Origin of the sequence: Phenylobacterium montanum (assembly GCF_018135625.1) — a bacterium.
Classification (GTDB): domain Bacteria; phylum Pseudomonadota; class Alphaproteobacteria; order Caulobacterales; family Caulobacteraceae; genus Poindextera; species Poindextera montana.
The window spans coordinates 2,238,513-2,263,968 of the sequence record NZ_CP073078.1; the positions used below are offsets into that span (position 1 = coordinate 2,238,513).

General features: G+C 63.8%; 27 protein-coding genes. 10 read left to right on the forward strand and 17 right to left on the reverse strand.

All coding sequences use genetic code 11. The features are described 5' to 3' along the window. Positions 1-2 precede the first annotated feature (2 nt). Positions 3-770 (reverse strand): methanethiol S-methyltransferase, encoded by a 768-nt coding sequence (gene mddA, locus KCG34_RS10030; RefSeq protein ID WP_211940222.1) that lies wholly within the window; start codon positions 768-770, stop codon positions 3-5. A gap of 59 nt (positions 771-829) precedes the next feature. Further along, positions 830-1,114: a DUF4242 domain-containing protein gene (locus KCG34_RS10035; RefSeq protein ID WP_211940223.1), complete on the reverse strand. Its 285-nt coding sequence runs from the start codon at positions 1,112-1,114 to the stop codon at positions 830-832. A gap of 108 nt (positions 1,115-1,222) precedes the next feature. Between KCG34_RS10035 and KCG34_RS10040 the strand changes: the two genes are divergently transcribed. Then, positions 1,223-2,203 (forward strand): LysR substrate-binding domain-containing protein, encoded by a 981-nt coding sequence (locus KCG34_RS10040; RefSeq protein WP_211940224.1) that lies wholly within the window; start codon positions 1,223-1,225, stop codon positions 2,201-2,203. Between the two features lie 122 nt (positions 2,204-2,325). Here the strand turns inward: KCG34_RS10040 and KCG34_RS10050 are convergent, their stop codons facing one another. Next, positions 2,326-2,658, reverse strand: coding sequence for a winged helix-turn-helix transcriptional regulator (locus tag KCG34_RS10050; protein WP_211940225.1), 333 nt, complete (start codon positions 2,656-2,658; stop codon positions 2,326-2,328). A 119-nt stretch (positions 2,659-2,777) separates the two neighbouring features. On the opposite strand from KCG34_RS10050, the gene KCG34_RS10055 reads away from it, so the two are divergent. Beyond that, positions 2,778-3,887, forward strand: coding sequence for an oxidoreductase (locus KCG34_RS10055; RefSeq protein WP_211940226.1), 1,110 nt, complete (start codon positions 2,778-2,780; stop codon positions 3,885-3,887). Between the two features lie 299 nt (positions 3,888-4,186). Here the strand turns inward: KCG34_RS10055 and KCG34_RS10060 are convergent, their stop codons facing one another. Beyond that, on the reverse strand, positions 4,187-4,384 hold the full coding sequence (locus KCG34_RS10060) for a hypothetical protein (RefSeq protein WP_211940227.1): 198 nt from the start codon (positions 4,382-4,384) through the stop codon (positions 4,187-4,189). Positions 4,385-4,691: 307 nt separating this feature from the next. Between KCG34_RS10060 and KCG34_RS10065 the strand changes: the two genes are divergently transcribed. Then, entirely contained in the window at positions 4,692-5,402 is a 711-nt protein-coding gene (locus KCG34_RS10065) for an alpha/beta fold hydrolase (RefSeq protein WP_211940228.1), read from the forward strand. Positions 5,403-5,792: 390 nt separating this feature from the next. Here the strand turns inward: KCG34_RS10065 and KCG34_RS10070 are convergent, their stop codons facing one another. Together KCG34_RS10070 and KCG34_RS10075 are read right to left on the reverse strand one after the other, a co-directional pair. Then, on the reverse strand, positions 5,793-6,236 hold the full coding sequence (locus KCG34_RS10070) for a response regulator (protein WP_249138284.1): 444 nt from the start codon (positions 6,234-6,236) through the stop codon (positions 5,793-5,795). Further along, the gene (locus KCG34_RS10075) at positions 6,220-8,712 is read right to left on the reverse strand and encodes a PAS domain S-box protein (protein WP_211940229.1); all 2,493 of its coding nucleotides are present in this window, start codon (positions 8,710-8,712) and stop codon (positions 6,220-6,222) included. The genes KCG34_RS10070 and KCG34_RS10075 overlap by 17 nt, the downstream gene beginning before the upstream one ends. A 423-nt stretch (positions 8,713-9,135) precedes the next feature. On the opposite strand from KCG34_RS10075, the gene KCG34_RS10080 reads away from it, so the two are divergent. Next, positions 9,136-9,366: a hypothetical protein gene (locus KCG34_RS10080; protein WP_211940230.1), complete on the forward strand. Its 231-nt coding sequence runs from the start codon at positions 9,136-9,138 to the stop codon at positions 9,364-9,366. Positions 9,367-9,699: 333 nt separating this feature from the next. Here KCG34_RS10080 and KCG34_RS10085 read toward each other — a convergent pair whose 3' ends face one another. The 3 genes from KCG34_RS10085 to KCG34_RS10095 all read right to left on the reverse strand — a co-directional run bounded on the left by KCG34_RS10085 (position 9,700) and on the right by KCG34_RS10095 (position 11,825). Further along, positions 9,700-10,197 carry a YybH family protein gene (locus KCG34_RS10085; RefSeq protein ID WP_211940231.1) on the reverse strand — a complete coding sequence of 166 codons (498 nt, stop codon included), beginning with the start codon at positions 10,195-10,197 and terminating at the stop codon, positions 9,700-9,702. A 118-nt stretch (positions 10,198-10,315) separates the two neighbouring features. After that, entirely contained in the window at positions 10,316-11,056 is a 741-nt protein-coding gene (locus tag KCG34_RS10090) for a hypothetical protein (protein ID WP_211940232.1), read from the reverse strand. A gap of 406 nt (positions 11,057-11,462) precedes the next feature. Next, positions 11,463-11,825 carry a winged helix-turn-helix transcriptional regulator gene (locus tag KCG34_RS10095; protein WP_249138285.1) on the reverse strand — a complete coding sequence of 121 codons (363 nt, stop codon included), beginning with the start codon at positions 11,823-11,825 and terminating at the stop codon, positions 11,463-11,465. A gap of 95 nt (positions 11,826-11,920) precedes the next feature. Here KCG34_RS10095 and KCG34_RS10100 point away from each other — a divergent pair, with 95 nt between their 5' ends. Continuing rightward, positions 11,921-12,937 (forward strand): zinc-binding alcohol dehydrogenase family protein, encoded by a 1,017-nt coding sequence (locus KCG34_RS10100; RefSeq protein WP_211940234.1) that lies wholly within the window; start codon positions 11,921-11,923, stop codon positions 12,935-12,937. A 104-nt stretch (positions 12,938-13,041) separates the two neighbouring features. Beyond that, positions 13,042-13,479, forward strand: a complete 438-nt coding sequence (locus KCG34_RS10105) for a GlcG/HbpS family heme-binding protein (RefSeq protein ID WP_211940235.1) — start codon at positions 13,042-13,044, stop codon at positions 13,477-13,479. A 215-nt stretch (positions 13,480-13,694) separates the two neighbouring features. Here KCG34_RS10105 and KCG34_RS10110 read toward each other — a convergent pair whose 3' ends face one another. After that, a complete protein-coding gene (locus KCG34_RS10110) occupies positions 13,695-14,075 on the reverse strand; it encodes a hypothetical protein (RefSeq protein ID WP_211940236.1) in 381 nt (126 codons plus the stop codon). A 107-nt stretch (positions 14,076-14,182) separates the two neighbouring features. After that, on the reverse strand, positions 14,183-14,455 hold the full coding sequence (locus KCG34_RS10115) for a PadR family transcriptional regulator (protein WP_211940237.1): 273 nt from the start codon (positions 14,453-14,455) through the stop codon (positions 14,183-14,185). A gap of 391 nt (positions 14,456-14,846) precedes the next feature. Here KCG34_RS10115 and KCG34_RS10120 point away from each other — a divergent pair, with 391 nt between their 5' ends. Both KCG34_RS10120 and KCG34_RS10125 read left to right on the forward strand, forming a co-directional pair. Next, positions 14,847-15,716 (forward strand): alpha/beta fold hydrolase, encoded by an 870-nt coding sequence (locus tag KCG34_RS10120; protein ID WP_211940238.1) that lies wholly within the window; start codon positions 14,847-14,849, stop codon positions 15,714-15,716. 263 nt (positions 15,717-15,979) lie between these two features. After that, on the forward strand, positions 15,980-16,450 hold the full coding sequence (locus KCG34_RS10125; RefSeq protein ID WP_211940239.1) for a hypothetical protein: 471 nt from the start codon (positions 15,980-15,982) through the stop codon (positions 16,448-16,450). 261 nt (positions 16,451-16,711) lie between these two features. Here KCG34_RS10125 and KCG34_RS10130 read toward each other — a convergent pair whose 3' ends face one another. From KCG34_RS10130 to KCG34_RS10145, 4 genes are all read right to left on the reverse strand, one after another. Further along, positions 16,712-17,491, reverse strand: a complete 780-nt coding sequence (locus tag KCG34_RS10130; RefSeq protein ID WP_211940240.1) for a DUF805 domain-containing protein — start codon at positions 17,489-17,491, stop codon at positions 16,712-16,714. A gap of 55 nt (positions 17,492-17,546) precedes the next feature. Continuing rightward, on the reverse strand, positions 17,547-18,254 hold the full coding sequence (locus KCG34_RS10135; protein WP_249138286.1) for a 2-hydroxychromene-2-carboxylate isomerase: 708 nt from the start codon (positions 18,252-18,254) through the stop codon (positions 17,547-17,549). Then, on the reverse strand, positions 18,175-18,378 hold the full coding sequence (locus KCG34_RS26115; protein ID WP_367576027.1) for a glutathione S-transferase family protein: 204 nt from the start codon (positions 18,376-18,378) through the stop codon (positions 18,175-18,177). The genes KCG34_RS10135 and KCG34_RS26115 overlap by 80 nt, the downstream gene beginning before the upstream one ends. An 864-nt stretch (positions 18,379-19,242) precedes the next feature. Then, positions 19,243-21,486 carry a TonB-dependent receptor gene (locus tag KCG34_RS10145; protein WP_211940241.1) on the reverse strand — a complete coding sequence of 748 codons (2,244 nt, stop codon included), beginning with the start codon at positions 21,484-21,486 and terminating at the stop codon, positions 19,243-19,245. A gap of 570 nt (positions 21,487-22,056) precedes the next feature. Here KCG34_RS10145 and ribB point away from each other — a divergent pair. Further along, the gene (ribB, locus tag KCG34_RS10150) at positions 22,057-23,265 is read left to right on the forward strand and encodes a 3,4-dihydroxy-2-butanone-4-phosphate synthase (protein WP_211940242.1); all 1,209 of its coding nucleotides are present in this window, start codon (positions 22,057-22,059) and stop codon (positions 23,263-23,265) included. Then, positions 23,262-23,759, forward strand: coding sequence for a flavin reductase family protein (locus KCG34_RS10155; protein ID WP_211940243.1), 498 nt, complete (start codon positions 23,262-23,264; stop codon positions 23,757-23,759). The genes ribB and KCG34_RS10155 overlap by 4 nt, the downstream gene beginning before the upstream one ends. A gap of 67 nt (positions 23,760-23,826) precedes the next feature. On the opposite strand, the gene KCG34_RS10160 is transcribed toward KCG34_RS10155, so the two are convergent. Further along, complete coding sequence (locus KCG34_RS10160; RefSeq protein ID WP_211940244.1) at positions 23,827-24,507, reverse strand: hypothetical protein; 681 nt, start codon at positions 24,505-24,507, stop codon at positions 23,827-23,829. A gap of 10 nt (positions 24,508-24,517) precedes the next feature. Beyond that, positions 24,518-25,339 carry an SDR family oxidoreductase gene (locus KCG34_RS10165; RefSeq protein WP_211940245.1) on the reverse strand — a complete coding sequence of 274 codons (822 nt, stop codon included), beginning with the start codon at positions 25,337-25,339 and terminating at the stop codon, positions 24,518-24,520. Positions 25,340-25,456 lie beyond the last annotated feature (117 nt).

The following is a 25,456-nucleotide window of genomic DNA, read 5'->3' on the forward strand; positions in this document are numbered from 1 at the left end:
GATTATCGGGCGCGCGGCGCGTCCAGGCCGCGCGGCGCGCCCGGCGCCCGCAGTCGGGGAAACAGCATGCCAACGCTTTGCCGATAGACGAGGTAGCGTTGGCCGAAATGGGCGACGAGGTCGCGCTCCTCAAACCAGATGCCAACCAGGATGTAGCCTGTCGTTGCTATGGCGAACACCAGGTGGCCGAGGCTCATGCGCGGCGCGGCCCAAAAGGCCAGGATGAAGCCGAGATAGAGCGGGTGGCGGATCCAGCGATAGAATAGCGGAGTGACAAAAGCCATCTCCTCGGGCGTCTGCTTCAGCATCCGCGCAAAGCCCTGGCTGAGGCCGAAGAGCTGAAAATGGCTGATCAGGAAGGTGCTGGCCAGCAACAGCGCCCAGCCCGCCCACGACACGGCGAGCAGCATCGCCGACCAGACCGGAGCCTCGACCGACCAGACCAGCGCGGGCATCGGTCGCCACTGCCAGACGAGGAGCCCGAGCGCCAGGCTCGCGCAGAGCACGAAGGTGCTGCGCTCGGCCTCGGCAGGGATGACTTTCGTCCAGGCCCGCTTGAAGGTCGGCCGCGCCATCACCGTATGCTGAAGGGCGAAGAGGCTCAGCAAGGCCGCATCGACGGCCAGGGCGGCGAGAAGGCCGCTGGCGGGCCCGGAATCGATGGTCTTGGGCACGCCGACGCCCTCAACGAAGGCGATGGCGTACACGAACACAGCGAGGAAGAAGACGTAGACGCAGGCGCTGTAAAGCGCCAGGAGCAAGCTTCTCATGGCGAAGGCCTCTTGGGCTGGCAGGTTATGGTCGAACGCGGATGCGCTCGCCTTCAGGGTCAGTTGTTGGCGGTCAGCGGATCAATGACCTGCGGCACCTCGGTGATACGGGTGACCGGTATGCCGCTGAGCTCCGCGTGCCGGAGGATCGGTTCCTCGCTCTCGGCGAGATAGATGCAGAAGGTCTTGTCTCCGGCGACATAGCTGTGCTGCCACTGGATGGCGCCGCCTACCTGCTCGATCGCCCGGTTGGACGCCCGCGCCGCGCCGCAGAGTTCGACGATCGACATGCCGCCAATGCCGGGAATGTCGCGCTCGATCAGGTACCGCTTCAGTTGAGCCATTGGCTCGCCCCGTCGATGTTCTGTTGAGCCGGCATTGTCACGCCGCCGGGTCGACGCGCCAAGCTAAATGATCTTGTTGTAGATAAAGCCCACCTTTAGCATCGCCCCATGACAGCCACCCCGCACCTGAAATCCTTGCAGGCGCTGGAACTCGCAGTCCGCACCGGATCGCTGCGAGCGGCGGCCGGCGCCCTGGCGATCACGCCCGCTGCGGTCGGTCAGCGGATCAAGGCGCTGGAAGACTATCTCGGCATCGATCTGCTCACGCGCGCGCGCTCCGGCCTGAAACCAACGCCCGCTCTCGCCGGCGCCTTGCCGCATCTGGCGGCGGCGTTTCACGAACTCGAGGCGGTATCGGCGCTGCTCGACCTGCAGCGCGGACAGGAGATTCACATCGCAGCGGCTTCCGACTTCGCCGAGCTCTGGCTGAAGCCGCGCCTCGCCGCGTTCAGGTCCGAACAGCCGAACACGCTCTTCTGCGTCAATGGCGAGGGCGAGGTGGCGCTAAGACTCGGCCCTGTCGATTGCGAGATCAGTTTTGGCCCGCCTCGCGAAAGCGGCGACCGGCTTTTCGGCGATTTCGTGCTGCCGATCTCCTCTCCGGAGAACACGGCGAGGATCACCCGCCTGAAACCGCAGGACCGGCTCGAGGGCTTCCCCCTGCTGCATCTCGACTTCTACAAGGACGATCCCTCGGCGCCAAACTGGTCCAAATGGATCGCAGCCCACCGATTGAGGCGCACTGCGCCGGAACGCGGCATCCGGTTTCAGAGGATCACGCCCGTGCTGGAGGCCGTGCTGGCGGACGCCGGACTGGCCATCTGCGGCGCCGCCCTGATCGCGCCCCTGATCGACGATGGTCGGTTGTCACTGCCCTTTCCGGTCTCCACGGGCACATGGACCGAACACGCCTTCCACGCCCGCTTCCGCCCGGACGCCCTGTCGCGCCCGCAGGTCAAGCGATTTCGGGATTGGCTGCTGAGCCAGGCGACGGCCACCGGGGCCTGGCTGCAGCACCGGTTCGGCCGGCATGGGCGGTCTGGCCAGCTCGTGTTGAAGCCGGATCGTACCGATCCGAATGTCCGTTAACATGGAATTGGCCTATCGATGGGCCGTCCTTTGCAATGTCCTCACTTGGCGAGCCAGGCCCGCTGTCTACGGGAGAAGATGGACCGGGAACGGTGGTTGAGAGCCAGGCCCGAGGCCGACACTCAATCAGCGCATGGCGCCGGACCGGCTTTTGGTGGCGGCCTATGAGCCGCCCATTCCAAGAGCGCGTCGAGCGCCGGGCACATCGCCTGGCCCCACGGGGTGAGCCGATATTCCACCTTCGGCGGCACCTGCGGATAGACCACCCGCTCGACGATGCCGTCGCGTTCCAGATCGCGAAGTTGCTGGATGAGCATCTTCTGGGAGACCCCGGGGATCGCGCGCTCCAGCTCCGAGAACCGCAGCACCGCGCGATCGAACAGGTGGAAGATGATGACCATCTTCCAACGCCCTTCCAGCATCCGGAACGCCGCCTCCACGCCCGTGGCGGCCATATCCGGCGTCACGTCTTCTAGCTTACCTGTAGGTGAGTATCCTACTTTTTTGTCGGTTCTTGTCATGTGAGCAGTATAGCGCCAGATCGAGGGCTCAAGCCAATATGGAGCGCGGGTCGATGACCGTGAAGCTTCCCCTCCCGATCGCCAGATACTTCCAGGCGGCCAATGGCGACGACGCCGATCTTGTGGCGGCGGGCTTCGCGGCCGACGCCCGCGTCCGCGACGAAGGGCGTGACCACCTTGGACGCGACGCCGTCCGCGCATGGGCGGATGACGCGCGCCGGCGGTATCGATTCCAGGCCGAGCCGCGGAGCCTCGAGCCCGGACCGGACGGGGGCGTGGTGACCGCCCACCTCACGGGCGACTTCCCTGGCGCGCCCGCCGATCTCCGCTATCGCTTCACCCTGACCGGCGACGAGATCGCCAGCCTGGAAATCACGCTGCGCCCGCCGGAGGCGGAGTTCTGCGGCCGGCGCGTGCTCGTCACCGGCGGCGTCCAGGGCATCGGCGCCGCGGTCGTGAGCCGGCTGCGCAGGGCGAGGGCGAGCGTTTTCACGACCGCCCGCACCGCACCGCATGACCTGGAGGAGCCGGATGGGTTCGTCGCCGCGGACCTCAGCGCGCCGGAGGGCGTAGCGCGTGTCGCCGAGGCCGCGATGCGGCGGCTCGGCGGCCTGGATGTGCTGATCCACAACGTCGGCGGATCATCAGCGCCGGGCGGCGGATACGCCGCCCTGACGGACGACCACTGGACCGATGCGCTGAACGCGAACCTGCTGTCAGCCGTGCGCCTGGACCGGGCGCTGCTGCCGACGATGATCGACCAGGGCTATGGCGTCATCGTCCACGTCTCGTCCATTCAGCGCGTGCTTCCGCTTTACCAGTCCACCCTCGCCTATGCAGCCGCCAAGGCGGCGCTCAGCAACTACAGCAAGGCCTTGTCGAATGAGGTCGGCCCTCAAGGCGTCCGCGTGGTCCGCGTCTCGCCGGGTTTCACCGAGACCGACGCGGCGAGCCGCATGATCGAGCGCCTGGCGCGGGCGGAGGGCGTGGAGACCGGCGCTGCGCGCGAAGGGTTGATGCGATCGCTCGGAGGGATCCCGATCGGCCGACCGAACCGCCCCGAGGAGGTCGCCGACCTGATCGCCTTCCTCGCCAGCGACCGCGCCAGCGCCGTGCACGGGGCGGAATACATCATCGACGGGGGCACGGTTCCCACGGTCTGAGGGCGCGAAAAGCAGACCTTTCAGGATCCGCACGGAGTCACAAATCCCTGTCTGGAATGTCGGGTTTGGAGAAACAAACGTGGCGTTAGTGCGGTCCCGCCAACGACAGGAATTGGCGGGACCCCGGAACTGGAAGGTTTGCAGTCCCCGACGGGCTGGCCCGTCGGAGCAAACAAGGCGAGTTTCGTTCCAGGTCGAGTGGGCGCAACGGCGTCAGCGTACGTGAGACGACTGGCTGGGCAAGCGACATGGTCGCTGTCGCGTTGATCGTGGCGACGGTCTTGCGTGGCGTCTGGGGCCTAGGGCAACCCAAACGGCGCCGAAAAAACCCCAGAGAAACGAGCGACAAGCTGACCTTCGCGCCAGATTTCCGCCCCGCCCCGTGGATCAAGTCGACCGACATAGTCGATGGCGGCGTCATCGTCAGGGAAGGTCGCATCCTCAAGCTGGATGCAGGGCGGCTCGATGACCAAGAGGCGAAGCTGATAAACTGGCATCTGACGGGCGCCTGGGTGGAGACCCAACACATTCTCCTCGTTGTTGAAGATCCCGCATTGATCCTGCGCAAACGGGCTGGGGCGACGATAGCAATTGGCGAGACGTGTTCGCCAGGCGAAAGGGCAAGAAGCGTCCCAAGCGGATACTGGGACCGCTCCGGAAACGAGACCTTCAGGCGACGGCGGCCGGCGATCAGGTCCGACCCCGCTCGTTCGAGTCCGAATTCTGGATGGATCGCCAGCATTCGTCGCGGCAGGCGGAAAACTCATGATATGACTGCTGGCGCTGGCGGGCAGGAGGCGGGCGATGACGACTTTCGTGTTGGTCACAGGGGCCTGGCACGGCAGCTGGTGCTGGAAGCGTGTGCGCGATGCGCTGATCGCCCAGGGACACGCCGTCTTCACCCCAACCCTGACCGGCTTGTGCGAGCGGAGTCATCTGCTGTCGCGCGATGTCGACCTTCATACGCACATCAACGATGTCACCAATCTGATCCGCTGGGAGGAGCTGACGGACGTTGTCCTGGTAGGTCACTCCTATGGGGGTTGCGTGATCAGCGGAGTCGCGGATCGGATGGGCGAGAGGATCGCGGCGCTCATCTACCTGGACGCGTTCGTGCTGGAAAACGGCCAGTCGCTACACGACGTCTTGCCGGTGGAACATCGTCATGGCCAGCTGGTGGCCGCCGAGACGTTCGGCGACGGATGGCGCGTACCGCCTATCCCAGCGGAGGTCTTCAACGTCAACGCCACCGACCGAAGCTGGGTCGACGCCCAATGCACCGATCAGCCACTGGCCTGCTTCCAGCAGAAGCTGCGTCTGGACAACAGCGCTCCTGCCGCGCGGTCGATCCACTACATCTACGCATCGGATTGGGAGGCGACGCCATTCACCGGCTTCTACGAGCGCGCCAAGGTGCGGGGTTGGTCGACGAGTGAGATCGCCTGCGGCCACGACATCATGCTCGACCGGCCGGAGGAACTGACGGCGGCGCTGTTGCGGGCGGCTGCCTGCTGAAAGTGTGATAGGTCCGTTCGCCTTCGGAGCGGGCGCCAACGTCGTTACCCGCGCTATCCTTCATCTCACCGTCCCCGCACGCCCTGGCTATGACCGCAATGCGGAAGCAAGCTCGGCTGTAAGTCGCCTAGCCAGTATGTCTCCTACTGGCGAAACTGACGGGCGACCTTACCGGCCGGGGCCCCATAGAGGAATTAGTCGTACCAGTCGAACAAGGCGCCAAGTGAACTGCTGGGCATCATCAGCGCCGCGTTGGACTTGCGTTCGACGCCACCTACCGGCGGTAAGGCTTCGACAATGACCTTCATGGGGCGCCTACCGCGACGTCGATCCCGAAGGCCAATCGACGTCCTTCGAGATCGTCAACCTGCGACGTCCGTAGCGCTGAGATCAAATGAGTTGGCTCTGCGACCCCGTTTCCGGGTTGGACGCCGGCGCCGACCTCGGGGGCCGCAGCAGCCTCGCGACCCGCAGCAACAGGGTCTGGTCTTCGAATGGCTTGGTCAGGAAGTCTCGCGCGCCCAGGGAGATGGCGCGCTTGACGTCGGCCGCCTGGTTGCGGGCGGTCAGCACCATGGTCGGGGTCTTGGCCAGGAGCCCGCTCGCCTTCATCTGCTCCAGCACCTTAAAGCCGTCCATCACCGGCATATTGATGTCGAGCACCAGGGCGTCGGGCCGGGTTTCGGCCAGCCGCTCCAGCCCTCCGCGGCCGTTGCGGGCGTAGAAGGTCTGATAGCCGCTCACCTCAAGCCGCGTGGTGATCAGATCCACCATCAGCGGCTCGTCATCGACCACCAGCACGCGTTTAGGGCGCGCTTCAGCAACCATGCTCATGCCGGAACTCTGATACGGGCTGCGGCCCGAACGCCGCTTCGGAAACGGCCTGCAGGAAGTCACGCGTCTCAATCGGCTTGCGGACCACGCCGTCGAAGCCGGCGGCCAGGTAGCCGCTGACGTCCGCGTCGGCGGTGAAGCAGAGCACCGGCACGGTCTGGTTGGGGCCCTCAGCCACTCTCAGCCGCTCCAGCGTCGCCGGGCCGTCGAGCCCCGGCATGCGGACGTCGAGCAGGATCACGTCCAACGGCGTCCATGCGGCGGCTTCCAGGGCGGCGAGCCCGTCGGCGGCTTCGCTGACCTCGGCGCCGATGACTTCCAGGGTCGCGCGCGCCAGGTCGCGATTCGATGGGTTATCGTCGACCACCAGCACCCGCACACCAAGCAGCGACTCGGCCCCTGCGGTCGAGTCGACCCTGTCGATCGTCGATACGTCGGGGATCGGGGCCCTGATCCAGAAGCGGAAGCACGAGCCTTCGCCGAGGGTCGAGGTCACGTCGATACCTCCACCCATGGCTTCGGACAGCCCCCGGCAGATGGCCAGGCCGAGACCCGTGCCGCCGTGACGGCGGGTCGTGGAGCTGTCCAGCTGGGTGAAGCGCTGGAACAGGCGGCCGCGATCCTCCTCGTTCATACCCGGTCCGGTGTCGCGCACGCTGACCTCGAGCTCATCGCCAGCGTGCGCCACGCTGATGGTCACCCCGCCGCGATCGGTGAACTTGACGGCATTGCCGATCAGATTGACGAGGATCTGGCTGAGCCGCTCGGGGTCGAGCAGAAGCAGGCGCGGAAGCCCATCCTGCAGTGCGAGCGACAGGTCCAGCCCCTTGTCCGCAGCCAGGGATTCGAACATGGCGATCACGTTTGCGACCACATCGGCGGGGACTACGGCGCGGGGCGTCAGCTTGTATTGGCCGGCCTCGATCTTGGAATAGTCGAGGATGTCGTTGACGATCGCGAGCAAGGCCCGCCCGGCGCCGCCGACGCGCTCCGCCAATCCGCGGTCGGCGTCGGTCAGCCCGCCGCTATCGAGCAGGAGCTTATTGAACCCGATGACCGCGGTCAGGGGGGTGCGGATCTCGTGGCTCATGTTGGCCAGGAATTCGGTCTTGGCCGCCGAGGCCGCCTCGGCCGCCTGTGTCGCCTCTTCCAGCGCCTGCTCCTGGGCCACCTGGGCCGAGATGTCTCGGACCACGTCGACGAACAGCGGCTGGTCGTCTTCGCTTGTCAGGAGCGAAGGGCTCGATTCCAGCCAGATCCAGCGGCCGTCTGCGTGGCGCCCCCGCCAGCGCACGCGAAGGCCGCTTTCTCCCGCCGCCGTGCGCGCGAACACCTTCTGCAGGCCGGGCAAATCGTCCGGATGGGCGAAGTCCGCCGTATTGCGGCCGAGAGCGCCCTCGACCGTCCAGCCGGTCATGGCCGTGCAAGCGGCGGAGACGAAGGTCGGGCGTCCGCGCATGTCCGAGGTCACGATCATGTCGGTCGTGTTCTCGGCCATCAGCTGATAGCGCGCCTCGGCCTCCATGCGCTTGGTCAGGTCCAGGACCTGGGCGATGTAGTGCTTGGGTTCGCCGGAACGTTCGCGCACCAGTGAGACGGAAAGGCTGACCCAGACCATGCGGCCATCCTTGCGGATGTAGCGCTTGTCCATCTGGTAAAGCTCGATCTCGCCAGCCGTCAGCTTGGCCAGCTGGCCCAGGTCGCGATCCAGGTCGTCCGGATGGGTGAGGTGCTGGAAATCGAGATCCAGCATCTCCGCTTCCTCATAGCCGACCAGGGCGGTGAAGGCCGCATTGACCTTGATGAAGCGTCCGTCGAGGCCGACCAGGGCTTTGGCGATGGGGGCGTAGCGAAAGCCGTTTTCGAAAAGCTCGGTCTGGGCCCTGGCGTGCGCCTCGCTGGCTCGAAGCGAGATTTCCAGCCGCCGGCGGGCCTCGGTCTCGCGCTGCAAGGCTTCGTAGGCGAGTTGCTTGGACAGCGCCGCCGCCAGCGAGCGCGCCAGAAGCGAGAGTACTTCCACGTCATCGGGCGTGAAGTGGTCGGGCTTTGCCGACAGCGCCTTCAGAACCCCGACTGCGCGTCCATGCGTCAACAGGGGCGCGCAAACCATCGACCGGGCGCCGACCTTGTCGCAAGCGTCCTTGTTGACCCGAGGATCGGACCGGGAATCGCGGCACAGCAGGGTCCGCTGTTGTTCGACGCACAGACCAGAGAAGCTGTCCGCTCGCGGCAGCCGCAGGTTCAGATTCCGGCGAAGATGCGCGCTGGTCGCGCGATAGACCATGTCCTGGCCTTCGACGAGCTCGACGACTACGCCCTCGGCGTTGGTGAAGCGGGGAACACGCTCGACCACCGCGGCCATGAAGCCGTCCAGGTCGAAGTCGAAATCGGCGAGCCAGGTCTGGGTCTCGCTGATCGCTTCGAGCCGCATCAGCCGCTGCATCGCCGAGGCCTGGGTAGACCCTGGCTGGCCCATTTCCTTGCCTCTGACCTGCAACGGCGACATCAAAACCACGCTCACTCGTGTCCGAGACCAGACAATCGCAGATGACGGCTTAGCCTAGCGTGAACACGTTGCGATCGATTCGCGACTTGGCGTCGCACCGTTCGCCAAATTCGAGTATCCCCCACTCAGTGAGGGGGCAGCGCGATGCATTGGAACATCAGCGCCGGTGCCACCGCCGCGCCCGTGTCGAGTTGGCCGACGGCGAAGCGGTCGATTGCTGCCAAGGCGCAGCGCCGAACGGATCGAACGTTGGCGGCTCCGTTTTGCGGCGCGCGATCTCGAGCTCGTTTCCCACGGCGTCGTAGCAGCCGGTTGGCGCAAGGGCGTCAGCGTAGGTGAGACGCCGGGCTGGGCAAGCGATGTGGTCGCTCTCGCGTTGTCGGAACGATGGTCTTGCGCGGCGCCCGGGACCTATGGCGATCCAAACGGCGCCGAAACAACCCCGGAGAAACGAGCGACAAGCTGACCTTCGCGCCAGATTTCCGCCCCGCCCCGCGGATCAAGTCGACCGACATAGTCGATGGCAGCGTCATCGTCAGGGAAGGTCGCATTCTCAAGCTGGATGCAGGACGGCTGGCTGACCAAGAGGCGAAGCTGATAAACTGGCATCTGACGGGCGCGTAGGTGGAGATCGGACGCATACTCCTCGCTGTTGAAGATCCCGCATTGATCCTGCGCAAACGGCCCGGGGGGACGATGGCGATTGGCGAGATCTGCTCGCAAGGCGAAAGGCGAGGTGCGCTACCCCGGGGCCGTTGGGACTGGCGCGGTTTTGCGCCGTCGACCCGGTTCCCGGCTCCGCGGCCGTCGAGGAGCGACTATCCCCGCGGAAACCGGCGGTCGAGAATGAATCAGACCGGACCGCCGTATCGCGAAGCTGATCCGTCCATACCCGGATGGCTCAGCGGGCCGCGGGTTCTCGGACGCTGGTTTAGCGAGGGCGGACGGGCCGAGCCGCTACTTCCTATGCGGCTTCTCCATGGGCGCGACCATCGACCAAGTCACCCGCCACACGCCATCCGCCTTGCGCTTGAAACCAGCCAGGAAGTTCATTTTCTCGATCATCGGCGCGCCGTCCGCTGATGTGAACTCCTGGTTCGCTGTGCAGCGATAGACCGCAAGTTCGCCGCTGTCGGCCACGTCTACGGTTTCGTCGACTACCGTCACGCGCCAACTTGGCTCATATTTCATCACCATCGCCAGTCCGGCCCGGTCGGCGTCAGCGCCGAAGGATGACGGCCGGCCAGCCTCCATCGACACCATGTCGGGCGCGTCGAACTTGGTCGCCTCACCGGCATCGTGCGCGTTAATTCCCGCAATCATCCGGGCAACGTCCGCTCGGATGACGGCGGCGATCGCCGCTTTGTCGTCCGGCGGCGCGGCTGAGGCTGCGGCCGCCCAACCGAAAGAGGCCGCCAGGCCCAGGGCGGCGGCGACAAGGACGGCGCGGGACATGGGTTTCTCCAGTCTTTGACAGGCAACTTAGGCGTGCGGAGGGATGCGAGCCAGAGGGTGTAAGTGCTTTCCGCTCGGTGCAGGGTCTCGCCAAGGCACGCAAATCTGCGCTCGATGCTTATCGCACAGACTGGACCCAAAAGTGTACCCAAGCTTCATTCGTGCCAATGACCTGCGCGATGACCATCGCTCCGATAGTGATCGGTACACCCGTCGCGAAGGTTGGGTGCAGTTTACGAATACGGAGACTATCGGCGGCGACGAAGCCGAGAACCATTACTGCCCAAACCGTCAGAAACTGCCAATTGTATTCGAATGGAAGCACGCCTATCAGCGCGAGCCTCACGATCGCGTTGGGCAAGATGCTTAACGTCGCCAACAGCATGAGGCGCTTGTGAACGGCGGCTCTATTGCGTTGCATTATGGCCACCGCGAAGAGCCCACCAAACAACAGCATTTGGGTGGTTTCCAGCGCCACCACGTTCAGCCGCTGTAGCATGTCCGGCGTTTGCCGAAGAATGGCTCGTTCGGCCGGTATTAGGGTCGAAACACAGCCGGTCGGCACAAGCAGGAACGCAAGAGCAATGGCTACAACGCCCAACTTCTTGTGCCAGGCAAGCCGGCGCGAGGTAATCAGCAAAGACTGCAGCAGGAAGATCGCCATCCAGCTAGCCATCAACGCTGCGTGGAAGATAAGCAGCGGGGTCAGCGGCGCGAACATCCCGGGAAACGCATTCGGCATGAAATAGTGCGGGCTGAAGCCGGCAATCGTCAGTAACGCGAGCAGGATCGCCGAAATTGTGAAGTATCGTCTCTCGCGGCGCAGGTCGGGCGTTCCCTCTGGCATCGCATCTCCCATGCTAAACGATCACAAACCTTGCGTTATCGCGCCAGCACAGCCGAGCGCGAGTGCACTCTACCGATTGGCGTCGACGACGCCAGAGCAGGGGGTTCTCCAGCCCCCAGCACTAAGGAAATGACATCGACAACGCCGGTGGTGGAGCGTTCGACGTGACCTGCCCCCCGCCGGTCGCCGCCCGTAAATACTCACCCTTCCCGACCCATCGGCTTATGACTGCAATGTGGAAGCAAGCTCGGCTTTAGACCGGCAGTACGGCATGTCGGCTTGTGGCGAGCCTTGTCGGCCTCTGCAAACAGCAGGCTTTGCCGCTGATCCGCCTCTTCCGGACGGAGATCGCGACGGGCTCGGCCTCGGGCGATATTTGGCCGGAGCGTCGTTGCACCGATCGCCTGACCGCTCGAACTCATGCAGCCTTTCGGGACGGCTTTGCGAACCGATGGATATTCGCGTCGCCCCACGTCTTCAGCGCCTGCAGGACCGGGGTCATGCTGCGCCCGAGCTCGGAAAGGCTGTATTCCACCTTTGGAGGCACCTGGGCGTACACGGTCCGCTCGATCAGCCCGTCCATCTCCAATTCGCGCAACTGGTTGGTCAGCGTGCGCTGCGTCGCGCCCGGAATCTGACGCCGCAGTTCGTTGAAGCGGGCGGTCCCGTTCAGCAGGTGGAAGAGGATCACGCACTTCCATTTGCCGTCGATGAGGCTGATGGCGGCCTCGACGGCGCAACCAGGCGCGCAGTCGAAGTTCGAGTGGCGCGGCTTGACCAAGACGGTATCCTTTTCGACACTATAGGCAGATTTTGTGCGTATCGCAGGATGAAGCGATACCGAATACATTCGCTCCAAGCAAGCAGGAGCGCGAGATGAAAGCCGTTGGCTACAAGATCCCCGGGCCGATCGATGCGGAAGCGTCCCTGGTGGATATCGACCTTACGGAGCCCTCGCCGACCGGGCGCGACATCCTCGTCGAGGTGAAGGCTGTGTCGGTGAACCCCGTCGACTACAAGGTCCGGCGCAGCGCGCCGCCAAACGGCGGCGATGACTGGAAGGTGCTCGGCTGGGACGCGGCCGGCGTCGTGCGCGCCGTAGGCCCCAGCGCTACGCTGTTCCAGCCGGGCGATGCGGTGTTCTACGCCGGCTCGATCACGCGTCAGGGGACCAACGCCGAGCTTCACCTGGTCGATGAGCGCATCGTCGGCAGCAAGCCGCGTTCGCTCGACTGGGCTGAAGCCGCCGCGCTGCCGCTGACGGCGCTGACCTCGTGGGAAGCGTTCTTCGACCGGCTCGATGTGACCAGGCCCGTCCCGGGCGGCGCGCCGGCTATCCTGATCATCGGCGGCGCGGGCGGCGTGGGCTCGATCGCGATCCAGATCGCCCGGCAGCGCACCGATCTGACCGTGATCGCGACCGCCTCGCGACCCGAGACGCAGGACTGGGTCCGCGCGCTCGGCGCCCACTACGTCATCGACCACAGCCAGCCGCTGGCCCCGCAGGTCGAGGCGCTCGGCCTCGGCGCGCCCGCCTTCGTGTTCTCAACGACCCAGACCGCGGCGCATGTTCAGGACGTCGCCGAGCTGATCGCGCCGCAGGGCCGCTTCGGCCTGATCGACGACCCGGCTGGGTTCGACATCATGCTCTTCAAGCGGAAGGCGGTCTCGATCCATCACGAGCTGATGTTCACCCGTCCGATCTACCAGACGCCGGACATGGGGGAACAGGGCCGGATCCTGAACGAGGTCAGCCAACTGGTCGACGACGGCAAGCTGCGCACGACCCTCACCGAGCGGCTGTCGCCCATCAACGCCGCCAATCTCAAGCACGCGCATGCGCTGATCGAGAGCGGCAAGGCGCGCGGCAAGATCGTCCTCGAGGGTTTCTGAGCAACCGATCGCATCGACGACTTCCCCCCACTCTATCCCCGAAATCCACCAACGCCCGAATCCAGAAAGGCATGGGCGTTCGCTTCCCGAAGAAAGGAAAGGTCATGAGCACCAAGTCCATCCCCACCGCCTCCATCAACCGCGAAACCGCCGTCGCCCTGATCGAGGCCGCACTGGCCGCGGCTCGCGAGATCGGTATCGAGGCGGCGGTCGCCGTCACGGACGCCACGGGCCATCTTCGCGCGTTCGAGCGGACCGACGGCGCGCCGTTCCTGACCGCTTCCGTAGCGGTCGATAAGGCCTGGACCTCCGCTTCGTTCGGCTTCCCGACGCATGTCTGGAATGACTACGTCACGAACGATCCCAAGGTCGCGCCGCTCGCCCATCTGCCGCGCATGGTCGCGGTCGGCGGCGGCTATCCGATCACCGAGGACGGCAAGCTGATCGGCGGCATCGGCATCTCCGGCGGCAACTATCAGCAGGATCAGGACGCCGCCGTCATAGCCCTTCGCAAGCTCGGCTTCGAAGTCGCCGACGCCTGACTGCCCCCTCGCAACGTCCGGCTCCGGGAAGCTGACTCTGCTGAGGCCGCCCTCCCAGGAGGGCGGCTTCTGGCGAGCGGCACTCGGCCATACGAAGGGCGAGCTCCGGCACCGAACCTCGCGGCAGAGTCTGACCCACTGCTGCCATTCGCTGGGGCGTGAACGGCGGGCCAGCTAAGGGGTCACAACGATGATCCGGGGCCTATATGCGGCGGCTAGAGACCGAAGTACCAGACCGGAAATAGCGCCGCGGCGATCGTGGCGGCCTGGATCGCCAGGATGGTCAACGCCGCCCGCACGTTCTTACGCAGCCACTTGAGGACGAAGAAGCCCAGCACCGGCAGCTCCCCTGCGATGAGCAGCTGAAACAGGTGCGCGACGGCGCCCTCGTCCGGCTCCCGCGCCGCGCCGACTACGGCGATCCTCCCGAGCACGAGCGAGGCGGCGGCGAGGGACATCAGGACGGGGATGAATGCGCTTGGCCGTCTCGCCAAGGCCATGACACTTGCCGGATAAGCAGCCATCGAGACGGTCTCCAATCCAGAGAGGTTGAAAAGGCGCTCGGCGAACGCGGCGCCGAGAACGTCCAGCAGCACGTGCGATCCCAGCGCCTCGCCTTCCAGGAGGCGTACAAATTCGACACCAAACCGCGCACGCCAGGCCGGGGGATAGAGCCTCGCCAGCCCCTGGGCCGTACGTCGCCTCATGCGATCCCGAGCCTCTGCTCACCGGCGGCGACGAAGCGCCGGAGGGTCGACATTTTAGCGACGAAGGCTGCGCGCCCCGCCGTCGTCAGACGATAGGGCCTGCGGCGGTCTTCCATCGGCAGGGCCTCGATCCAGCCTTGCTTCTCCAGCCGCACGATGGCCCCGTAGAGGGTACCGGGTCCAAGTCGGCTGCCGCACATCTGTTCGATGTCGTCGAGCATGGCGTGGCCGTGCTTGGCGCCCGCCGCAAGGCTGGCGAGCACGAGCATCGGCGGATCCGAGTAGTGACCAGGGTCGACCATCTTTGCTACGTTTCGCGTACTACGCATGACGTAGTATTATTATCAGGAGTTGCCATCCTTGCAAGGCCAAGGGGCTCAAGGATCACAGGCGGTCGTGCCGACCGGCGCTGAGCGTATCGTGTCGGTGCGCGGCGAGATCACCGGCTGCGGCCGGCGCAGCGCCTGGAGCTGGGACCAAGACGCGCGACGGCGACTTGGAGATTCGTTGCGGCCCCGGACCATTGATGACGTACACTCCCCCCGCCAATTTCGCTGGCCGCGCCTTGTCTCGCGCGATGAGCGCCGTGATCAAAGCCCAGTCGCTTATGGCAAGGCCTAAGGAGGTACGAATCTGACTCAGTCGATCGTCAGCGAGGTGATGGTGCGCACGGCCGACATCACGCTCTCGGGTCTTGCCAGCCGCGCACAGGGCTCCGCCCGCGGCCTGATCCTCGCACTGCACGGCGGCGGCTATTCGGCGGGCTATTGGCATTGCCCTGTCGAGGAGGGACGCTACTCATTGCTGAATCTCGGCTCCCACCTCGGTTTTCACGTCCTGGCCGTCGATCGGCCGGGTTACGGCGCTGCACACGATTTAGACCCGGCGCGCATCGACAACAAATCCCAGGTCTCGTTTCTGTTTGACGTCATCGACTGTTGGAAGGGAGAGCTTGGGTTTGACGGACCCGTCTTCGTCATCGGCCATTCGATCGGCGCCATTCTCACTCTGCTGATGGCCGCCGACCCGCGCAGCGCGCGCCTGGGTGGCGTGGACGTGCTCGGCGTTCCTCTGGCCTATCCGCCCAGTTCTGGTGGCGATGAGGTCACTTCCTGGACCATGGCTGGCGCCCATTTGCCGGCGCTCAGCGATGAACTGCACAAATGGCTGCTGTTCGGCCCCGATGACAGCTATTCGGCCGAAGCGTTCGCCAACGACCACACCCTGTTGCAGCCCATGCCCTTGGCGGAATATCGCGACGCCCTGGCCATGCCGGCGGCCTGGCCCGAAATCCTGCCGACCATCCGCATCCCGGTGCAATTGACGGCCGCTGAGCATGAAGTCATGCAAGTGACGGGGCGGGAGGCGCTTGACATGGCTGAGTCTTTAATGCGCGACAGCCCCAACGCCCGCTTTCACCTCCAGCCCAGGTCCGGACACAACGCCAGCTCTCATCACATTGCGCGCGCCTATCACATGCGAGCCATCGCATTTTTCGAGGAATGCATCGCCCTGAAGATGGCGGGTTAGGCAGCCGGTCGAAGGCGATCCCCGAACGCCGCAAAGGGCCAAGGCCGCTCCGTTTGGACTTGATCGGGCACCTTGTTCGAAAACCGATCGGTTGACGGCTCCAAGACGCGCAATTCGCCGGCGGAGATGCGTTGCGATATGTCCGCTATCGAGATCTGCGGATGGCTCCGGCCCGTCGAAGCCAATGACAGGTTCTGGCGAGGCACTGGCGGGGGATCCCAGACGGCGGCTTGACCCAGGGAGGCGGCTCTGAGGGTCGATAAATGGGTCTGTTGGACGGCGGATCTATCAGCCGGCACAATAGGACAATGGCCCGAGGATTTTCCCACCTGCTTCCCAGTCTTTCGTTCATGCTCTTCAACGCGGACATGATCTATCCGCTGGCTGTGGCGGCGCTCGCGACCCTGGCCGCACTCGCACTCAGAAGAGTAAGGAATTCCCTGCGCGACCGCTGGGCGTTGATCGCGTTCCTGGCGGTGCCAGCACTATGGGCGGCCTTGATCCCATGGTCAGCATTGTTTTTGGACGCAATGGATGTGAGGTATGCAAGCCCGAAGTGGGCGTTTTGGCCTGTTTCGGCAGTATTGTTCGGATGGCCGATTGTTGCCGCGGCCCTGGTCATCCGTACGCGAGGCTCTCGCGATCTGAGTGCGCTGTTTGTTATTTTGAACATTCCTGGCTGGCTGCTCGGCTGCTTCGTCAGCTCGATGGCAATCAGCGGCGACTGGATTTAGCGAGGCGGAGGCCCGCCCCCTTCACGAGGTGAAAAAGAACTTTCGTTGATGGCTTCCCTGCCAGTCGGGAGGACCGCTATGCGGAAGCAGGCGCTGCTTTGGGGCCATCCTTCGGCAGGGCGGCTTATGGCGAGCGGCTGGCTGGGCGAGGTGAACGGCGAGTTGTCGCGGGGGCGCCGCCGGCGAACATCGACCCAACTGCGCAGTTCGAAACGGCCGGTTCTGGCGCTGATCCGCCCAGAACCGCAGCCTTGAGCTGCCTTAGGCGACCGTTGCGGAGCCAAGATCTTCGAAGGTTACCCCAGTGATCCCCTTTGGTGAGGGGCCATACCGATTGGGGCCCAAGGATCCCTCAAGAAAGCCGCACTCAATGCCCTGCCACATCCAGCCGATGATCGGAATGAAGCCCAGGAGCGCCCACGCTCCGGATTTGCCGCGGTCGTGCCAGCGCCTGACAACGAAAGTCAAACTAACCCAGAAAGCTAGAGCCAGGACACCCAGGAGAATCAACATCACGATCAAGGCGAGCGAGGCTAAGCCCAATGATGAGGATGCACCCTCACCGTGCTGACGTAGCCCTTCACTCAGGGCGCGGCACAAATACGCAACAAGTTGGGAGGCGATGATGCAGCCAATTTGACTGAGCCAATAACTCAATCGCGGAACGCGCCCTTCGAAGCTGAATAGCAGCCCAATGAAGCTGGAAGTGCTCGAACCAGACTGGCGTTCAAGTCCGGGATCGCCAGCCGCCTTCGGCGGTGCGTCAGGCGATGCAATACCTCGTCGTCCGAATCCCGATGTCGAAGGCATATCGATGGGTCCGCAGTTGATCTCCGCCAGCTTGATTGGGAATGATTTCACAACCCTGAAAAGAATGCGGTAAATTTTCACCGACGGTTTGAAAGCGAGGATGAACGGCAACTTTCCGGGAGGAACCTCGCGACAGCCCACCACCCTCCCCTGCCGGCCCGTATGTCCGCTTCCTGGAAGCTGGCGCTGGCGTAGCCCGCCTGATCGGGACGACAGGAAATTGGCGATCATTTCCGTTCGCGATGACGGAGTTCGGCCGAGGACCACAGGAGCAAGTGAAGCTCCGTTAGGATGCTCTCGCCACGGATTCCTGGAGGGCGAGCCGCACGATCGGCAGCTGGTCGTTCCCAAAATAGAGGTCCGTCTTGTTGATGAAGATGGATGGAGATCCGAAGCCGCCGCGGTCGATAACCTCCTGGGTGTTTGCCCGCAGCCTCAGCTTGACCTCATCTTGCTCAGACCGGCGCAGCAGCGCCGCCCCGTCAAAGCCAGCGGCGTCGGCGACCTGTGTCAGGACCTCGGCGTCGTCCAGATTCATCTTATCGCCGAAATAGGCGTTGAAAGCCGCTTCAGCGAAGCGGAACAGCGCGGCCTGATCGTCTTCCAGCGCGCAGCAGGCGCGCATCGCCCGGACCGATTTCAGCGGATGGTGACGCGAAGGAAAGTTCATCGGAACCTCCGCCAGGCGCGCCCAGTCCTTAAGCCATTTGAAGGTGTTGCGGTGCTTGGGATTGTCGGCGTCAGCGCGGCCAGCATAGACGGTCGGGTTCACCGCGTTGAAGACCCCCCCGACGAGGAACGGCCGCCAGACGATGCTCGCGCCTGTTTCCAGGGCGATGGGTTGGATGTTGTGGAAAGCGAGCCTGGTCCACGGAGAGGAAAGGTCGAAGAAGAACTCGATCTCAGCCAACGGGTCAGTCCTTCTTGATGCCGAACAAGATTTCCCGGGTCGTGGCGTCGGCTTGCGGGTTGCGGTTGATCCGATCGCGACCAAAATCCATGCCTCTCCGCAGGCCGGGCCGGACCTTCAACACATCATACCAACGGCGGATGTTCGGGAAGTCGTCTATGGCGATCTCCTGCGCCTTATAGGTCTGGATCCAGGGAAAGCAGGCCATATCGGCGATGGTATAGTCTGCCCCAGCGATGTAGGCGCCAGTCTGCGCAAGCGGACCGTCGCCGCCGCAGGCTCAAGTTCGAACAAGAGCGCCAGATACCTGTTCGATCGATGGGCTGAAGTACGACACCAGGGAAACAAAGTCGCGGCCGCCGTCATCGACCTAGAAATCAGAACTCGGGCGTCAACCTCCAAAGTCGGCTGGATTTTTGTTCTTGCGCCTCGAAAAGGCCGCCGCATCGGTCGCCGGACTCGCCCGCGCCGCCGAGCCGCCGACGCGCCGAACCTGTAAGGCAAGCATTCCAAGGAAAAGCGGGCGATGGCCGCGCGGGCCTACCTTCGTCAACTCGTCCGCTGCGTGGGTCGTCTGAGGCCCTGATTTGTCCTGATCCTGACGTTACTGCTCCTCTATTGCGTGAACCTCGCGCACATCGCACCACGGGAGATGAGCTTGGGCCGAGCCCGCGACCACAGAACCGACGAGCGAACCGGCGAGCGGCCGCTCGCGCACCTCGGCAGCTTCCGGGGTGTGCTGCAGGTCGCCGCTAGCAGCGGCCATGGCAAGCTTACCCGGACCGATGGCGAAAGCCTGGTCTTCTGCTGGAGTGACCTGCAACGCGGGGGCAGGCGGCCGACAGATATCGTGGGCGTTTACGGCGCTCAGCAGGAGCACGCGGGGTCGTCCCCAGTCGCTGAGCAGGCCATCGAACTTGGGCGTAGCCCACGCGCGAGCGGGCTACGCCTTGTTCGAAGCCACCCCGTTGCGCCTGAGGCCGACGGGGCGCCCTCGACCTAGACCGCGTAGATCGAGGGGGAGAGACAGATGCCGGCGGCCGAAAGCCACCGCGATGGGATCCCGTACTGTTCAGAAGTTCACGTTCAGCACGATCCCAAAGGTTCGCGGATCATTGTACCTCGGCTGGTATTGATAGGATGGCCCCGACGAGTCGAGAATGATTTTGGTGAAGTAGCGAAGATTGCTGAGGTTGCGCACATAGGCGCTGACAGAAAAGCGGTCGTTCGGCGTCCATGTGGCATTCAAGTTGCCGGTCACGGCGGAATCGATGTGCACCAAGGGCTGTTGGCCGTTGGCTTGCTCCGCGGCGTTGAGGTGCCCGCCATGACCCGAGGAATACAGCACCTCTGCGCGCAACCTCAGCGTTGAATCGCCCGGCAGCGTAAAGACGTGCTGGTACGCAAACGACGCGCTGACCGGAATGGGCGCCACCGACCCCCACGCGCCGCTGTCGGTTACCTCATCCTCCGCCACGAAGCGGGCGAAGAGGGGCGGCTTGTTGAAATAGAGCGATTTGATCGCACTGAAGTTCAGGCTCAGCAAATCCGCCGGCGTAATCTTGTAGCGCGCCTCGATTTCCACGCCGTAGGATTTCATTGGCGAAGCCAATGGCGCGAATGCCGGCGGCCCGGCGCCTTCGTTTACGTTGATTGCCCCAGACTGGAACGCGCCATAGGTGGAATAGAACACATCCCCGTTCACCTGCAGTTTATCGTCCAGGAACCGGTTTTTTGAGCCAATTTCGTAGCTCGTGAGCGTCTCAGCCTTGAGCTCTATAGGGCAAGGCGGGGTGAGGCTGATCGATGCGGGACAGGATGCCGCCACCACCACGTCGCCCGGCGAGAAACCCGTCGAGACCGAAGCGTACAGCAGGTTGGTCGGCGCGAGGTCGTGCTCCAAACGCAGCTTGTAGGTCACATTGTTGAATTTGCGCTTGCCTGCGGCGCCCGACAAAACAAAGGGCGGCGGCAGCGGAGTGTTCGGCGGGAAGAGGAACGGGCCAAGTTGATATATTTCCCCGGTCGACACCGTGGTGTGGTCGTAGCGCACACCGGCCGTGATGCGCGTCGTCTCAGTTACCGGATAGGTTGCCTGTGCAAAAACGCCTAACGCTTCCGTCTGCTTAGTCTCATCGACCCCAAACGCCATTTGGCCGTTGAAATTGGAGATATTGGAATTGACTAAGTCATTTTTATAGTACGCGATGCCCGCCTGCCAGATCAACTTGGAGCCCGGACTGGACGACAGGCGCAGCTCTTGAGTCAGAAAATTGTCTTTCGGTGTGCTCAGGGGCTGAGTCCCAACACCGAGGGGGGTCACGCTGTTTATCACGCCGGCCTGCTTCCAGGTCCGGTATGCTGGCTGATAGGTCAGGGTCCCAAACCCGAGGTTGACATTGAGCTCAGCCCAATATTGCCGGAAGTTATTGTTGACTTTTCCCACAGGCACATCGACATACGTCACCGCCCCCGGGACGAGCGACGCGCCGATTTCATGGCCACCGTTGTGGTCGACATTGTCCTGCAGGGCCGCACCGGCCAGAAGCGAAACGTTGTCGTTAGGCTTGTACAATACTTTTATTCTGGCATCGCTGTTGCGAATGGCGCCCCCCAAAGGGTCGATGTAGCCATCGCGTTTGTAGAGATTGCCGCTCACGCGGATGGCCAACTGATCGCTGACGATCGGCAGGTTCACCACGGCGGTGTAGTGCTGCAGATTGAAGTTGCCGGCTTCGAGCGTCGCGCTGCCGCCGAGATCCTTCAGATTGGGATTGCGCGTGGTTATGGCGACTAGACCGGATGTGGCGCTGCGGCCGTAAAGCGTGCCTTGCGGGCCGCGCACGACTTCCACCCGGTCGATGTCATAATCGCCGCCAATGCCGCTGTAGACGCCGTCCACGTAAACCGCCGCCGCGGACGCCGTGGAGGTGGTGGAACCGCCCGCCCCGATGTTTGACGGGATGCCCCGAATGACCAGGCCGGCGGCCGGCGTGTCGGTTCCGCCCCCGACGACACCAGCCGTGGCGCTAGCCGCGCCACCGGTGATGCCCGGCACGTCTTCCAGAATCGCTTGCAGCGTGAATCTGCCTTCTTTGACCAGATCCTGGCCCGCGCGCACCGTGACCGAGGCGCTCGTCTTCTGCACGTTCTCGACCCGGCGCTCGGCGGTGACGACGATTTCGCCGAGCGCGGCGGGTGCGGTCGCAGCCGGTGCGTTTTGCGCATCGGCCGTGGCCGGGGCAAGCGCCGATACGACCCCGAGCGTCACCGCAAAAAGCGATGTGGAGCAGAGAATTTGGGTCTCAACAGACATATGCCCCCCTTGGATCAGCCGGTTTGATCATCGGCCTGTGGGGTCAATCTGCCAGGTAGCGGCGTCTAATCCAGACGGCATTATTCACGGGCGACGGGGATCGAGCCGATGTAGGGGCGACATGCGCCCAAGACACAGTGATGCCCACCGACCCCGGGAAAGCGAAGGGATCCCGGCCTGGCTCCGCTTCCTGCGATGGATATTTGCGCATAGCCCGTGCACAGATCGGTTCCAGGCGCGCCTATGGCTTGTTCAAAGGAAAATACTTTCGGCTGGCTCATCCGATGAGTCTGCGCCACGTTCGGCTTGGCCCCCGAGCAGCGCCCTCCCCCTTCGTCTGGTCTAGCCCGGCCCGGTTGGACTGGCCCGGAAAAACGCCACACATTGCCTTATGATGACAATTATCGCACAATGACGTAGCCGCCCGGGAACGGTCGAGCCGCAGGTTGGGCCGCCTCTCTGCAAGAAGCATAGTGACGCCCGTTCCAAACAGATGCGGTCCCGCTCGGCTTCGATGGGGATTACTGAGCAGTCGCCGCCTCTAGTTCAGGGACCGCCGGAGAATATTCCATGTCAGTCCAAACCTTAGCGGTGAACGATCTGGACGGCCCGGGCCTCGGCGCTTGCAAGGATGAGTTCACGTCGCTTGCCACGCCCGAAGAGATCATCAACGAGGCGCGCAAGGGCCGCATGTTCGTCCTGGTCGACGATGAGGATCGGGAGAATGAGGGCGACCTCGTCATTCCCGCTCAGATGGCGACGCCCGAGGCGATCAAATTCATGGCCAAGCATGGCCGCGGGTTGATCTGTCTGGCGCTGACCCGCTCCCGCTGCGACCAGCTTGGGCTCGAACTGATGACGCGCAATAATGGCACGCGGCATGAAACGGCCTTCACAGTCTCGATCGAAGCGCGGGAGGGCGTGACAACCGGCATTTCGGCCGGGGACCGGGCGCGCACCATAGCGGTGGCGGTCGACGCGGCGAAAACCCGTGCCGACATCGTCACGCCAGGCCACGTGTTTCCATTGATGGCGCGCGAGGGCGGGGTTCTGGTGCGCGCAGGCCACACCGAGGCATCGGTTGATATCGCACGCCTGGCCGGCCTGAACGCCTCAGGGGTCATCTGTGAAATCATGAATGAGGACGGCTCGATGGCGCGGCTTCCGCAGCTCATCCCGTTCGCCCGGGAACACCGATTGAAGATCGGTACGATCCGCGACCTCATCGCCTATCGCAGGCGTGTCGACCATCTGGTCGAATGCGTGTCCAGCACCTCGTTCACTTCCGAGCATGGGGGCGAATGCCGCCTCCTGACGTATCGCAACACGATCGACGGAACGGACAACTTCGTCCTTCAGAAGGGCGTCGTGTCCCCGGGCAGGCCGACCCTCGTGCGAATGCACACCGCGTCGCTACTCTCTGATCTGCTCGGTGAAGAGGGCGCCCGCAGCAGGGCTATACCGCGCGCCATGAAGCAGATCGCACGGGCGGGGCACGGGCTTATCGTGCTCATGGCGCCTCGGACCGACGCCGGCCTCAGCCTGTTGAGCGCACGTCCCGCTGACCTGGACTTGGATCGCCGCACTTGCGGGATCAGCGCGCAGATTCTCGCCGATTTAGGTGTCCATGACATGGTCCTGTTGACCAGCTCCGATCACCTCCAGCCGGTGGGACTCGACGGTTATGGGCTAACGATTGTCCGCAACCAGCCGTTCGGCCCTGACGAACCGTTTGCGACGGCTCCCCAGGAGATGGAATTCGAAGGACTGCTAGGGTGAAAATAGATTCCGCACAATTTCGCACTGTCATGGGCCATTACCCAACAGGCGTCAGCGTGGTCACCAGCACGACGGCAGAGGGCGAGCCCATCGGAATGACGGTGGGCACCTTCACCTCCGTGTCTTTGGATCCGCCGTTGATTGGTTTCTTTCCCGACAAGCGCTCCACGAGCTGGCCAAAAATCGCCGCGACAGGCCGTTTCTGCGTGAACATCCTGGCGCAAGACCAGGAATTGATTTGCCGCAAATTCTCCGGCGGAGATCGGGACCGATTTTCTGACGTCGTCCATCGGCTCACCGCAAATGGCATGCCGATCCTCGACGGCGCAGTGGCCTGGATCGATTGCGACCTCTATTCGGTACAGGAAGCCGGCGATCATTTCTTCGTGCTTGGCGAGGTCAGGGCGATCACCGCCGAGCGGGCCGAGTCTCCGCTGATCTTTCTGCGTGGGAAATTTGGACGGGTCATCGACATCGAGGCTATTTCGGCCTAGGCGTCCCTCACGACAGCCGTTGGCTGACCACCTCGCCGGAGGTAGCTGAACGGATAGACGGCGGGTATCAACGTCGCGGCGCGCCAATGAGAGCGAGATCGTAGACCGCCCCCATAGGCCCGATGTCCGGGAGCGGCGCCCCTGCCGTGGCTTGGTCGATCGCCTGCAGCATTGGACCGACATAGGCGTTGATCCGCTCGCGGGTGATGTCGCCGGAAAAGCTGTACATCCGCGTGGCGGAAAGCGCCCTCGCCAAGCGCCGCGCGAGTCCGTCGTAGGAGCTATCTGCGCTGTCGTAGAACACCAGGCCGACGCTGATTGCGGAATCTTGAAGCTCAGCACGCAGAGCTTCGGTCATGCCGATGATCGAGCGCTGCAATACGAGCTGCGGGGTAGCGATCTCTGGCGGCCCCAGCGCCCCGGACGGTGTCACGACGACGATCGTACCCCGCCCTTCCCGGCGAAACCGCCGCCCCGCGCCGGTGAGCAGGCCAAAGGCTCGTCGAAGTGGAACGAGCACCTGCGCTTGCCAGTCGGTGTCGGCAAGCCCCTGGCTGGCGTCGCCTGCGCCCACGATCAAAAGAAAGGCTTCGAGCGGTCCCTCGGCGTCTTCGAGTCCGCGGCGCAGGGCCGAAACATCCGTTTCATCTCCGCGTATTGAAAGGCGTTCCGCCGGCGTGGGCAGCGCCGCGAGCAGCGAGGCGAGCGAAGCGTCGTGGTCTTCGAGCGCGGCATACAGAGTGGTCATCGTGGTCGCCTCAAGTAAAAGCCAGCAAGGCATCGCGTCGGCGGACCAGCGTTTGCATGACATTTTGGTCGGTGAATATATAGGTTTCGTCGGCCTCGATCCCCGCCTTCACCATCTTGCCGACCTCGAGGGGATCGCGACCCTGGGCCAGAACTGTCTTGGCGAAAGCCTCCATCCTTTCCAATTCGTCCTCATCTTGCGCATTCTTCCCGAACGTCGCCGGGCGCATGCGTTCATGATCGAAGATGTTGGTGTTGACGGCCGCCGGGCATAAGATAGAGACGCTGACATTCTGCCCCCGAAGGTCTCGCCGGAGCCCCTCCATCAGGGCTACGACGCCGAACTTGGCCGTCGAATAGATGCCGCCATCATTAGCCACGACCAGCCCGCCCATCGAAGATGTTGCGACGATGTGGGCCGGCTGACCGTGCGCCAGCAGATGCGGGAGAAAGGTCTCTACGCCCAAGAGGGCCCCATCGAGATTGACCGACATGATCCAGTTCCAATCGGCGTCACTGCTCTCAAGCATGGATCCGAGCACGCCAACGCCGGCGTTCAAGCAGAGGACATGCAAATCTCCGAACCGTTCCTCCACGAGGCGCCTGGCGGCGCCCCATTGGCCGCGGTCGGAGACATCGAGCGGTACGAAGGTGGCCCGGCCGGCCATAGTCCCCAGCGCCTGTTGGGCCCGTTCCATATGGTCTGCGCGCACGTCGGTGACGATCACCTGAAGCCCGGCTTCCATCAGCACCTGGGCGATTCCAAAGCCAATGCCGCTGGCGCCTCCGGTAACGAGAGCAACGCGGCCGGGCTTGATGGGATGGTTATGCATGTGCCTGATCCATCCTGGGATTGACGGCTGCGGAAGGCGTCGCCCCGACTAGACTGACTGGGCAGGTCAAACCAGGGGCGCCGATAACGATGGGTGTGTGATCCGCGAAAAAAGAGG